This window comes from Chromobacterium sp. S0633 (genome assembly GCF_024158805.1).
Lineage (GTDB): Bacteria > Pseudomonadota > Gammaproteobacteria > Burkholderiales > Chromobacteriaceae > Chromobacterium.
In genome coordinates, this window is the sequence record NZ_JAMZGH010000005.1 from 133,476 (window position 1) to 145,698 (window position 12,223).

The 12,223-nt window shown below is 61.4% G+C and carries 14 protein-coding genes; 13 read left to right on the forward strand and 1 reads right to left on the reverse strand.

Annotated features, from left to right (window positions below):
• Positions 1–33 precede the first annotated feature (33 nt).
• Positions 34–783: a GNAT family N-acetyltransferase gene (locus tag NK214_RS05495; RefSeq protein WP_107800960.1), complete on the reverse strand. Its 750-nt coding sequence runs from the start codon at positions 781–783 to the stop codon at positions 34–36.
• 198 nt (positions 784–981) lie between these two features.
• On the opposite strand from NK214_RS05495, the gene mnmG reads away from it, so the two are divergent.
• The 13 genes from mnmG (at position 982) to NK214_RS05560 (ending at position 12,209) form a co-directional block, all read left to right on the forward strand.
• Entirely contained in the window at positions 982–2,877 is a 1,896-nt protein-coding gene (gene mnmG / locus NK214_RS05500) for a tRNA uridine-5-carboxymethylaminomethyl(34) synthesis enzyme MnmG (protein ID WP_227105522.1), read from the forward strand.
• Positions 2,874–3,515, forward strand: coding sequence for a 16S rRNA (guanine(527)-N(7))-methyltransferase RsmG (rsmG, locus tag NK214_RS05505; RefSeq protein WP_048410014.1), 642 nt, complete (start codon positions 2,874–2,876; stop codon positions 3,513–3,515). The genes mnmG and rsmG overlap by 4 nt, the downstream gene beginning before the upstream one ends.
• On the forward strand, positions 3,512–4,303 hold the full coding sequence (locus tag NK214_RS05510; protein ID WP_107800958.1) for a ParA family protein: 792 nt from the start codon (positions 3,512–3,514) through the stop codon (positions 4,301–4,303). Before rsmG ends, NK214_RS05510 begins: the two co-directional genes overlap by 4 nt.
• A 5-nt stretch (positions 4,304–4,308) precedes the next feature.
• Positions 4,309–5,166 carry a ParB/RepB/Spo0J family partition protein gene (locus NK214_RS05515; protein WP_227105520.1) on the forward strand — a complete coding sequence of 286 codons (858 nt, stop codon included), beginning with the start codon at positions 4,309–4,311 and terminating at the stop codon, positions 5,164–5,166.
• Positions 5,167–5,256: 90 nt separating this feature from the next.
• On the forward strand, positions 5,257–5,619 hold the full coding sequence (locus NK214_RS05520) for an ATP synthase subunit I (protein WP_048413015.1): 363 nt from the start codon (positions 5,257–5,259) through the stop codon (positions 5,617–5,619).
• Positions 5,620–5,630: 11 nt separating this feature from the next.
• On the forward strand, positions 5,631–6,443 hold the full coding sequence (atpB, locus tag NK214_RS05525) for a F0F1 ATP synthase subunit A (RefSeq protein WP_048413016.1): 813 nt from the start codon (positions 5,631–5,633) through the stop codon (positions 6,441–6,443).
• A gap of 77 nt (positions 6,444–6,520) precedes the next feature.
• Positions 6,521–6,808: a F0F1 ATP synthase subunit C gene (gene atpE, locus NK214_RS05530; RefSeq protein ID WP_019101091.1), complete on the forward strand. Its 288-nt coding sequence runs from the start codon at positions 6,521–6,523 to the stop codon at positions 6,806–6,808.
• A 50-nt stretch (positions 6,809–6,858) separates the two neighbouring features.
• Entirely contained in the window at positions 6,859–7,329 is a 471-nt protein-coding gene (locus tag NK214_RS05535; RefSeq protein ID WP_048410019.1) for a F0F1 ATP synthase subunit B, read from the forward strand.
• Positions 7,330–7,336: 7 nt separating this feature from the next.
• On the forward strand, positions 7,337–7,873 hold the full coding sequence (locus NK214_RS05540; RefSeq protein WP_043589588.1) for a F0F1 ATP synthase subunit delta: 537 nt from the start codon (positions 7,337–7,339) through the stop codon (positions 7,871–7,873).
• 8 nt (positions 7,874–7,881) lie between these two features.
• Positions 7,882–9,426, forward strand: a complete 1,545-nt coding sequence (gene atpA, locus NK214_RS05545; RefSeq protein WP_107800956.1) for a F0F1 ATP synthase subunit alpha — start codon at positions 7,882–7,884, stop codon at positions 9,424–9,426.
• Between the two features lie 43 nt (positions 9,427–9,469).
• Positions 9,470–10,336, forward strand: a complete 867-nt coding sequence (gene atpG / locus NK214_RS05550; protein WP_048410022.1) for a F0F1 ATP synthase subunit gamma — start codon at positions 9,470–9,472, stop codon at positions 10,334–10,336.
• Between the two features lie 41 nt (positions 10,337–10,377).
• Positions 10,378–11,775, forward strand: a complete 1,398-nt coding sequence (gene atpD / locus NK214_RS05555) for a F0F1 ATP synthase subunit beta (RefSeq protein WP_019103741.1) — start codon at positions 10,378–10,380, stop codon at positions 11,773–11,775.
• Between the two features lie 11 nt (positions 11,776–11,786).
• Entirely contained in the window at positions 11,787–12,209 is a 423-nt protein-coding gene (locus NK214_RS05560; protein ID WP_019103740.1) for a F0F1 ATP synthase subunit epsilon, read from the forward strand.
• The last annotated feature ends 14 nt before the right edge of the window (positions 12,210–12,223 follow it).

The window sequence follows — 12,223 nt, forward strand, 5'->3', positions numbered from 1 at the left end:
GTAGCATCCGGCCAGGGGCGCGATCTGCGGCGGCTAGCCGACGAAGTGCTTGTTGTAGCGGCTGCTCAGCCGGCCCATTGGCAGCAGCATGAAGAAATCCGCGCAGTTGAAGTCCGGGTCCCAGGCCGGTTCGCCGCAGATATAGGCGCCGGCGCGCAGATAGCCCTTGATCAGCGCCGGCAGCGGCGCGGAGGGGGCGTCGTCGCGGACCCGGTCCAGCGGCAGCGGCAGGTGGGGGAACACCCGCCATTCCGGCGGCGACAGATGCTTGGCCTCCAATTGGCGGTAGAGGCTGACCGCCTGGTGGCCGCCGTCGCTCAGCGAGACGCTGGCGCAGCCGGCCAGGTATTGGCCGCCGTGCTGTTGCACGTAATCGGCGAGGCCGGACCAGAGCAGGGCGATCACCGCGCCGGAGCGGAAGTCGCGGTGCACGCAGGAACGGCCCACTTCGATCAGGCCGGCGCGCAGGTGGGCCAGCCGGGTCAGATCGAATTCGTGTTCGGAATACAGGCTGGGCGCGCGGCGCGCCATGGCCGGGGACAGCATGCGGTAAGTGCCCACCACCAGGCCGCTGGCGGCGTCTTCCACGATCAGGTGATCGCACAACTCGTCGTATTCGTCGCAATCGATGCCCAGGTCGCGGGAGCCGAGCTCCGCGCCCATTTCCCCGGCGAACACATCGAAGCGCAGCTTCTGCGCGCGGCGGATATCCCGCGCTTCACTGGCCACGCGCACGCTTAGGCGCGGTTTGGCGCTCACGGCAAGCTGTTCATTTAGCAGCATGTTTTGCTCCCTTTTGTGGTGAGTCCCATGCTAGGCAGCTTGTTTGACGCGGCGATGTCTTTAATATGACTATCGGGTGACCGGCGCTTGACGCCGTCGTTACCGGCTGGATTTATTGAAATCAACGACTTACGCTGGTTCAGGATTTGGCGTAGAATAGGCCGTTTTTCCGTTCGATTTGCTCTTTCCGACAAAGCCATGATTTATCCGACAAACTTCGACGTGATAGTGGTGGGCGGCGGCCATGCCGGCACCGAGGCCGCGCTGGCGGCCGCGCGCATGGGCTGCGACACCCTTCTTTTGACGCACAACATCGAGACCTTGGGTCAGATGTCGTGCAATCCGTCGATCGGCGGCATCGGCAAGGGCCATCTGGTCAAGGAAGTGGATGCCCTGGGCGGCGCGATGGCGCTGGCCACCGACATCGGCGGCATCCAGTTCCGCACCCTCAACGCCTCCAAGGGCCCGGCGGTGCGCGCCACCCGCGCCCAGGCCGACCGCATCCTGTACAAGGCGGCGATCCGCGAGATGCTGGAGAACCAGCCCAATCTGACGCTGTTTCAGCAGCCGGTGGACGATCTGCTGATAGAGGGCGACCGCGTCGCCGGGGCCATCACCGCCATCGGCATCACCTTCCGCGCCAAGACCGTGGTGTTGACCGCCGGCACCTTCCTGTCCGGCAAGATCCACGTCGGCATGGAGAACTACACCGGCGGCCGCGCCGGCGATCAGGCCGCGTCCACGCTGGGCGCGCGCTTGCGCGAACTGGCCCTGCCGGTGGGACGGCTGAAAACCGGCACGCCGCCGCGCATCGACGGCCGCAGCGTCGATTTTTCGGTGATGGAAGAGCAGCCGGGTGACACGCCGGAGCCGGTGTTCTCCTACCGCGGCAGCCGCGCGCTGCATCCCAAGCAACTGCCGTGCTGGATCACTCACACCAATGAACGCACCCACGAGATCATCCGCTCCGGCTTCGACCGCAGCCCGATGTTCACCGGGGTGATAGAAGGCGTTGGCCCGCGTTACTGCCCGTCGATCGAAGACAAGATCAACCGCTTCGCCGACAAGGACAGCCACCAGGTCTTCCTGGAGCCGGAAGGCCTGACCACGCACGAGTTCTACCCTAACGGGATTTCCACCAGCCTGCCCTTCGACATCCAACTGGCGGCGGTGCGTTCGATCCGCGGCATGGAGAACGCCCACATCCTGCGGCCCGGCTACGCGATCGAATACGACTACTTCGACCCGCGCGGCCTGAAGGCCTCGCTGGAGACCAAGGCGATCCAGGGTCTGTTCTTCGCCGGCCAGATCAACGGCACCACCGGCTATGAAGAAGCCGCCGCCCAGGGCCTGCTGGCCGGCATGAACGCCGCCCTGTTCGCTCGGGACCAGGCTAGCTGGTGTCCGCGCCGCGATGAAGCCTATCTGGGCGTATTGGTGGACGATCTGATCACCAAGGGCGTGGCCGAGCCTTACCGCATGTTCACCAGCCGCGCCGAATTCCGCCTGCAGTTGCGCGAAGACAACGCCGACCTGCGCCTGACCGAGATTGCCCGCCAACACGGCCTGATCGGCGATGCCCAATGGGACAGCTTCTGCCGCAAGCGCGACGCGGTGGAGGCGGAGAAGGCCCGCCTGAAGGCCACCTGGCTGCATCCGGCGCGCCTGAGCGACGCCGCCGCGCTGCAAGCGTTGCTGGGCAAGGCGATAGAGCGCGAATACAGCCTGTACGATTTGCTGAAGCGGCCCAATGTCGCCTACGCCGATTTGATGACGCTGCCGGAGGCCGGCGGCGCGGTGGCGGACGAGGCGGTTGCCGAGCAGGTGGAAATTCAGGTCAAATACCAAGGCTATATCAACCGCCAGAACGAAGAACTGGCGCGCCGCGACAACCTTGAAGACGTGCGCCTGCCGGCCGACATCGACTACGGTCTGGTCAAGGGCCTGTCCAAGGAAGTGCAGCAGAAACTGAACCAGCAACGCCCGGAAACCCTGGGGCAGGCTTCGCGCATCCAGGGCATTACCCCGGCGGCGGTTGCTCTTTTGATGGTCCACCTGAAACGCGGCTTTGCCGACGCAACGAAAACCGCATGACACATAACGCAGAACTACAACAAGGCCTGTCGCAGCTGAAACTGGAACTGAGCGACGCGCAAATCGATTTGCTGGACCGCTATCTGGCGCTGCTGGCCAAGTGGAACCAGACCTATAACCTGACCGCGGTGCGCGAGGAAAAGCGCATGGTCAGCTACCATCTGCTGGACAGCCTGAGCCTGGTGCCGCATCTGGACGGCGGCAGCCGCCTGCTGGACGTCGGCTCCGGCGGCGGCATGCCCGGCATTCCGGCGGCGATCGCCCGCCCGGATCTGCAAGTGGTGCTGCTGGATTCCAACCATAAGAAAACCACCTTCCTGCGTCAGGTGGTGGTGGAACTGGGCCTGCCCAATGTGCAGGTGATGACCGAGCGGGTGGAGGCCTACCAGCCGGAACAGAAGTTCGACCGCATCACCAGCCGGGCGTTTTCCGAGCTGGCCGAGTTCGTCAAGCTGACCCGCCACTTGCTGGCGGATCACGGTCAATATGTAGCAATGAAGGGTGTCTATCCTTACGAGGAAATCGCCTTGTTGCCGCAGGGTACGGTGGTTTCCGAAGTATTGCCGGTGACAGTGCCGGGCCTGGATGCCGAACGGCACCTGGTGAGAATGCGCCTGGAAGGGGTGGGTGCGCAATGAATTCAAGGGTGATCGCGGTCGCCAACCAGAAGGGCGGGGTCGGCAAGACCACGACTGTGGTGAATCTGGCGGCGGGCCTGGCCGACTTGGGCCGGCGCGTGCTGATTGTCGATCTCGACCCGCAGGGCAATGCCACCATGGGTAGCGGCATCGCCAAGCAATCCCTGAAACTGTCCGGCTACGACGTGCTGCTGGGCGAGGCTTCGATCGAAGACGCGCGCCAGCCGGCGAAGGAGGGCGGTTACGACGTGCTGCCCGCCAACCGCGATCTGGGCGGCGCGGAGCTGGAACTGGTCAACGAGCTGGCGCGCGAGGCGCGGCTGAAGAACGCGCTGCAGGCGGTGGAGGAGCAGTACGACTACGTGCTGATAGACTGCCCGCCCTCGCTGAACCTGCTGACCCTGAACGGGCTGGTGGCGGCGCACAGCGTGCTGATCCCGATGGTGTGCGAATACTACGCGCTGGAAGGCCTGTCCGACCTGGTGGCGACCTTGCGCAAGGTGCGAGTGGCGGTGAATCCCAAGATCGAGATCATGGGCCTGCTGCGCACCATGTTCGACGCGCGCAATAATTTGTCGCAGCAGGTGTCCGAGCAACTGGCCCGCCATTTCGGCGCCAAGGTGTTCGACACCGTGATACCGCGCAATGTGCGGCTGGCGGAAGCGCCCAGCCACGGCTTGCCTGGCCTGGTCTACGATCGCGCCTCGCGCGGCGCGCAAGCCTATCTTGCGCTGGCGCAAGAGCTGGCGGACAGGCTAGAGCCCGCAACCACAACCCCCTCCGTCTAAGCGATATGGCCAAATTAAAAGGATTGGGGCGCGGCCTGGACGCGCTCCTGTCCACTGCCGAGACAGTGGACGACAGATTGACTTCCCTTCCCATCGACAGCATCCGTCCCGGCAAATACCAGCCGCGCAGCTTCATGGACGAGGGCGCGCTGGACGAATTGGCCGCGTCCATTCGCTCCCAGGGCGTGATTCAGCCGCTGGTGGTGCGCGAAATCGGCTTTGGCGATTACGAACTGATCGCCGGCGAGCGGCGCTGGCGCGCCTCGCGCAAGGCCGGCTTGTCCGAAGTGCCCGCGGTGATCAAGAGCGTGCCGGACGAAGCGGCGCTGGCGATGGCGCTGATCGAAAACATTCAGCGCCAGGAACTGGACCCCATCGAGGAGGCCCAGGGCCTCAAGCGCCTGATCGACGAGTTCGGCCTGACCCACGAGGCCGCCGCCGACGCGGTGGGCCGTTCGCGCAGCGCGGTCAGCAATCTATTGCGTCTGCTGGCCCTGCCGGAGCCGGTGCAGACCATGCTGCATCAGGGGCGGCTGGAGATGGGCCATGCGCGCGCCTTGCTGGCGCTGCCGGTGGTTGAGCAGCTGGGTCTGGCGCAGGAGGTGGGCGAGAAAGGCCTGTCCGTGCGCGAGGTGGAGCGCAGGGTACAGCAGAAAGCTGTGGAAAAAACCACAGTTGCACCGCAGCAAAAACAGACAGACCCGGACGTGAGCCGGCTGGCGGAACAGGTGTCGGAACGCATAGGCGCGCGCGTCAGCATCCGTCACGCAAACCGCGGCAACGGCAGGCTGGTCATAGAATATGCAACGCTGGACGAGCTGGAAGGCTTGTTGGAAAAGCTGCAGAAAACTTCAAGCAAATGAGACTGTTGCAACGCAGCATGTCAATGACAGGCAAGTTGACGCAAATCAAGCGTGAAGCCTATAATTCGGCGGTTTTTTTGCTGGGTAAACATGGTTAATCCAGAAGTTAAGCGTATACTGCGCCTGCAGTGCACCCTGGTGGGGGTCGCGCTGCTGATCGGAATGGTTGCAGGGGGAGGAAACCTGGCCGTTCCGGTTTCTGTCTTGCTTGGCGGATTGTCGGCCTTGGTGCCGGCTCTGGTGTACGCCAGAATCGCCTACGCCAAGCGCCATGTCGCTCCCGCGGAACTGATGAAAGCGCATTTCAGGGCAGAGGCCGTCAAATACGTCCTCACCATCCTGATATTTGGTGCGACTTTGGTATTTTTCAAGGATTTATCGATAGTCGGTCTTTTTGGCGGATTTTTTGCCGCCGTATCCGGCTACTGGTTCGGGCTTTTAATCAAAAATTGAGAAAATGAGCGATGGCAAGCAACGCAACTGACTACATCAAGCACCACCTCACCTTCTGGAATTCGGATCCTTCCGCCGGCTTCTGGAGCCTGCACCTTGATACCTTCTCCATTTCGCTGGTTCTCGCCTTCATCTTCGCCGGCGTGTTCGCCGTCGTGGCGCGCAAGGCCAAGCTGGAGAATCCGGGCCGGCTGCAGCTGTTTGTGGAAAGCATCGTGGAGATGGTGGACAAGCAGGTGCGCGACGTATTCCACGGCCAGAGCAAGGTGATCGCTCCGCTGGCGCTGACCATTTTCTGCTGGATCTTCCTGATGAACTTCATGGACCTGCTGCCGGTTGACCTGCTGCCGACGCTGGCCCAGTGGGTGGGTTACACATTCTTCGGCGCCGAGCCGCATCATGTTTACTTCCGCGTCGTGCCGTCCGCCGACGTCAACGCCACCTTCGCGATGTCCTTGTCCGTGATGTTCTGCATCATCGGCTTCTCCATCAGCGCCAAGGGCGTGGGCGGTTACACCAAAGAACTGTTCACCGCGCCTTTCCACGCGGAAGGCACCGTGGGCAAGATCCTGCTGGCTCCGGCCAACTTCCTGTTGCAGATGGTGGAACTGCTGGCCAAGCCGATTTCGCTGTCCCTGCGTTTGTTCGGCAATATGTACGCCGGCGAAATGATCTTCATCCTGATCGCGCTGCTGCCTTGGGGCCTGCAATGGCTGCTGGGCGCGCCGTGGGCGATCTTCCATATCCTGATCATCACCCTGCAGGCCTTCGTGTTCATGATGCTGACCATCGTGTACCTGAGCCTGGCGGTGGAAGCGCACTAATACCGGTTTCTTTGTTTTACCTTTGTTTTTTTAGCTTTTTTACCAACCATCCTTGATTAAGTCTTAGGAGATACACAATGGAAGCACTCGTTTCTCAGATCCAGTCCATGACCGTACTGGCCGCTGCCCTGATCATTGGCCTGGGCGCCATCGGTACTGCTCTGGGTTTTGCCATCCTGGGTGGCAAATTCCTCGAGTCCTCCGCCCGTCAACCGGAAATGATCCCGGTTCTGCAAACCAAACTGTTCATTCTGGCCGGTCTGCTGGACGCCATCTCCATGATCGGTGTTGGTATCGCCATGCTGTACACCTTCAATAACCCGTTCCTGTCCGCCGCTCTGGCCGCTCTGAAAGCCGGCGCTTAATTTTTAAGCGGAATTGGTTGTTGCAGTAATACTACTGGAGGAAAACAAGCGTGGAATTCAACGTAACACTACTGGGCCAGGCGATCACGTTCGCCATCCTGGTATGGTTCACCATGAAGTTTGTTTGGCCTCCGCTTACCAACATGATGGATGAGCGCGCCAAGCGCATCGCAGACGGCCTGGCCGCCGGCGAGCGTGGCAAGCAAGATCTGGAAGCCGCTGAAAAGCGCGTTGCGGATGAACTCCGCAAGGCCAAACAGCAAGCGACCGAAATCGTGATGGCCGCTGAAAAGCGCGCCAGCCAGATCGTGGACGAAGCCAAGGATGCCGCACGCGTTGAAGGCGCGCGCATTGTGGCCGACGCCAAGTCTGAGATCGATCAGGAAGTCCTGCGCGCCAAGGAAACCCTGCGCGCGCAAGTGGCCGACCTGGCGGTTGCGGGCGCAGAGAAGATCCTGCGCAAAGAGATCGACTCGGCCAAGCACGCTGATCTGCTTGCCTCCATCAAAGCGGAGTTTTAATTAACTCATGGCAGAACTCATTACCGTAGCTAGGCCCTATGCCGAAGCGGTATACAGCCTCGCCACCGAGCAGCACGCCACCCAGCAATGGTCGGAATCGCTGTCGTGGCTGGCTGCCATGGTGAAGAACCCGGATTTGGAAGCCGTCATCACCAATCCGAAACATACCGCACAAGAGCTTGAGGCGCTGATGCTGGATGTTCTGGGCGCGCGCGGCAACGAAGACGTAAAACGTTTTCTGGCCGCGCTGATCGAGAACAACCGTTTGACGCTGCTGCCGCAAATCGCCGAACAGTTTGAAGTGTTCAAGGCGCAAGCGGAAGGCGTTGTGGATGCCGTGGTGGAAACGGCGTTTGCAATGAACGATGCACAGCAAGCCGAACTGACCGACACGCTTTCCAAGAAGTACGGCAAATCCGTACGGATTGATGTGCGTGACAACCCTGACCTGATCGGCGGGGTTCGTGTGTTGGTAGGCGACGATGTCATCGACGCTTCCGTGCGCGGCAAACTGCAAGCCATGGCAGTAAGCCTCAAGAATTAGGAGAGATCATGCAGTTGAACCCCTCTGAAATCAGCGATCTGATCAAGGCGAAGATTCAGAACCTGGCCGAAGGCGCAGAAACCCGTACCAAAGGTACCGTGATTTCCGTGACCGACGGCATCGTTCGTATCCATGGCCTGGCAGACGTGATGCAGGGTGAAATGCTCGAATTCCCGGGCAACACCTTCGGCCTCGCGATGAACCTGGAGCGCGACTCTGTCGGCGCCGTGGTTCTGGGCGAGTACGAGCACATCTCGGAAGGCGACGAAGTTACTTGTACCGGTCGCATTCTGGAAGTTCCGGTAGGTCCGGAACTGGTTGGCCGCGTGGTCAACGCCCTGGGTCAGCCGATCGACGGCAAGGGCCCGGTTAACGCCAAGCTGTCCAGCCCGATCGAAAAGATCGCGCCGGGCGTGATTGCGCGTCAATCGGTATCCCAGCCGATGCAGACCGGCCTGAAGGCCATCGACTCGATGGTTCCGGTTGGCCGCGGTCAGCGCGAGCTGATCATCGGCGACCGCCAGACCGGCAAGACCGCGGTGGCGCTGGATGCGATCATCAACCAAAAAGGCACCGGCGTAGTGTGCATCTACGTGGCGATTGGCCAAAAGGCCTCCTCCATCGCCAACGTGGTGCGCAAGCTGGAAGAACACGGCGCGCTGGGCCACACCATCGTGGTGGCCGCGACCGCTTCCGAAGCCGCCGCGCTGCAGTTCATCGCCCCGTACTCCGGCTGCGCGATGGGCGAATACTTCCGCGACATCGGCGAAGACGCGCTGATCGTGTACGACGACTTGTCCAAGCAAGCCGTCGCCTACCGTCAGATTTCGCTGCTGCTGCGCCGTCCGCCGGGCCGCGAAGCCTACCCTGGCGACGTGTTCTATCTGCACTCCCGTCTGCTGGAACGCGCTTCCCGCATCAATGAAGACGAAGTGGCCAAGCTGACCAACGGCGAAGTGAAAGGCAAGACCGGTTCCCTGACCGCGCTGCCTATCATCGAAACCCAGGCCGGCGACGTTTCCGCCTTCGTGCCGACCAACGTGATCTCGATCACCGACGGTCAGATCTTCCTGGAAACCGACCTCTTCAACGCAGGCATCCGCCCGGCCATCAACGCCGGTATCTCGGTATCCCGCGTTGGCGGCGCCGCGCAGACCAAGGTGATCAAGAAGCTGGGCGGCGGTATTCGTCTGGCCCTGGCCCAGTACCGTGAATTGGCTGCGTTCTCGCAGTTCGCTTCCGATCTGGACGAGGCTACCCGCAAGCAACTGCAACACGGCGAAGTGGTGACCGAGCTGATGAAGCAGAAGCAGTTCCTGCCGCTGGCCACCGCCGAAATGGCGTTGACCCTGTGGGCTGTGAACAAGGGCAGCTACGAAGACGTTCCGGTGAAGAAGGCCCTGGCTTTCGAAGCGGCGTTCCTCGCCTATGTGCGCGCGAACCACCACGACGTGTTGGCCGCGGTGAACGCTTCCGGCGATCTGTCCGGCGACAACGAGAAAATCCTGGCCAAGGCGATGGAATCGTTCAAGGCTGGCTTCAGCTACAACTGAGTCTTTTCGGTTAACGCAAACAGTTACTAGGAAAGGTTCAGGAATGGCAGTCGGCAAAGAGATTCTCACCAAGATCCGAAGCGTGCAAAACACGCAGAAGATCACTCGCGCAATGCAAATGGTGGCGACCTCCAAGATGCGCAAAACGCAAGAGCGTATGCGCGCTGCCCGTCCTTACGCCGAGAAGGTGCGCACAGTCATGGCGCACCTTGCTCAGGCGAACACGGATCTTGAGCACCCGCTGTTGCAAAGCCGCGACGTAGTCAAACGCGCCGGCATCATCCTGATGACCTCCGACAAGGGCCTGTGCGGCGGCTTGAACGTGAACACGCTCAAGCGCTTCTTCGCCCAAGTCAAGGATCTGCAGGATCAGGGCATCGAAGTGGATGTCTGCTGCCTGGGCCAAAAAGGCCTGGCGGCATGCCAGCGCGCGCGCCTCAACGTTGTGGCCAGCGCAACCCAGCTCGGCGATGTGCCGAAGATGGAAAAACTGATTGGCCCGCTTACGGTGCTGTTCAAGCAGTACGCCGAAGGCGAACTGGACGCGCTCTACATCGTTTACTCCCGTTTCATCAACACGATGAAGCAGGAGCCGGCGACTGAACAGCTGCTGCCGTTGACCTCGGAACACATGGTGGTGGAGCACTCGCACTCGTGGGATTACCTGTACGAGCCGAGCGCCCTTGCCGTGATGGAGTTCCTGGTCAAACGCTATATCGAGTCGGTTGTGTTCGAGGCGATGGCCGAGAACATGGCCTCCGAGCAAGCTGCCCGCATGGTGGCGATGAAATCCGCCACGGACAACGCCGGTAACACGATCAAGCAACTGCGACTTGTGTACAACAAGGCGCGTCAAGCGGCGATCACTACCGAATTGTCTGAAATCGTGGCAGGCGCCGCAGCGGTGTAAGCCGTCGCAGACTGAAAAAGTTTAATGTTTAGGAACCGATAATGAGCCAAGGTAAAATCGTACAAATCATTGGCGCGGTGATCGACGTGGAGTTTCCGCGCGACGCCATGCCAAAGGTTTATGATGCCCTGAAGCTGGTTGATGCCGACCTGACGCTCGAAGTCCAGCAGCAGCTGGGCGACGGCGTAGCGCGCACCATCGCCATGGGCAGCTCTGACGGCCTGAAGCGTGGCATGAGCGTAGTCAACACCGGCGCACCGATCTCGGTGCCGGTGGGCAGCGCCACCCTGGGCCGCATCATGGATGTCTTGGGCAACCCGGTGGACGAAGCCGGCGCGGTAGCGACCGATGTTCGCCGCGCCATCCACCAGCCCGCTCCGAAGTTCGACGAACTGTCCCCCGCCACCGACCTGCTGGAAACCGGCATCAAGGTGATCGACCTGCTGTGCCCGTTCGCCAAAGGCGGCAAAGTGGGCCTGTTCGGCGGCGCCGGCGTGGGCAAGACCGTGAACATGATGGAACTGATCAACAACATCGCCAAGGCACACTCCGGTTTGTCCGTGTTTGCCGGCGTTGGTGAGCGCACTCGTGAAGGCAATGACTTCTATCACGAGATGAAGGACTCCAACGTACTGGACAAAGTGGCGATGGTGTACGGCCAGATGAACGAGCCGCCGGGCAACCGTCTGCGCGTGGCGCTGACCGGTCTGACCATGGCCGAGCACTTCCGCGACGAGAAGGACGAAAGCGGCAAGGGCCGCGACGTGCTGTTCTTCGTGGACAACATCTACCGCTACACCCTGGCCGGTACCGAAGTATCCGCTCTGCTGGGCCGTATGCCTTCCGCCGTGGGCTATCAGCCGACGCTGGCGGAAGAAATGGGCCGTCTGCAAGAGCGCATTACCTCGACCCGCGATGGCTCGATCACCTCCATCCAGGCCGTATACGTGCCTGCGGATGACTTGACCGACCCGTCCCCGGCGACCACCTTCGCCCACTTGGACGCCACCGTGGTTCTGTCGCGCGACATCGCTTCGCTGGGTATCTACCCGGCGGTGGATCCGCTCGACTCCACCTCGCGTCAGCTGGATCCGCTGGTGGTTGGCGACGAGCACTACACGGTAGCCCGTGGCGTGCAGTCCACGCTGCAGCGTTACAAGGAACTGCGCGACATCATCGCGATTCTGGGCATGGACGAACTGTCCGAGGAAGACAAACTGGTCGTGGCTCGCGCCCGTAAGATCCAGCGCTTCCTGTCCCAGCCGTTCCACGTGGCTGAAGTATTTACCGGCTCGCCGGGCAAATACGTGCCGCTGCGCGAAACCATCAAGGGTTTCAAGGCCATTCTCGCTGGCGAGTACGACCATCTGCCGGAACAAGCGTTCTACATGGTTGGCTCCATTGAAGAAGCTGCCGAGAAAGCCAAGACCCTTAACTAAGGAGAGGGCTGATGTCCAAGATGCGTGTGGAAGTGGTCAGCACCGAGCAAATGATCTTCTCCGGCGAAGCTGAGTTCGTGGTTGCGCCGGCTACCGAAGGCGAGATCGGTGTGTATCCCCAACACGTGCCGCTCCTGACCCGTATCAAGCCCGGCGTGCTGCGTCTGAAAGTGCCGGGCAGCAGCGAAGAAGTTCTGGTGGCAGTGTCTGGCGGCATGATGGAAGTGCAGCCCAGCCTGATCACCGTGCTGGCCGATACGGCGATTCGCGGCGAGGATCTCGACGAGGCCCGCGCCAATGAGGCAAAACGCGCTGCGGAGGATTCTCTCAAGCGCGCCACCGACGACCTCTCCACCGCGAAGGCGCACGCTGCTCTGGCAGTGGCCATCGCGGAGTTGAAGGCGCTGGATTTCCTCAAGAAGCGCGCCCACTGATAAGAGATGTAATC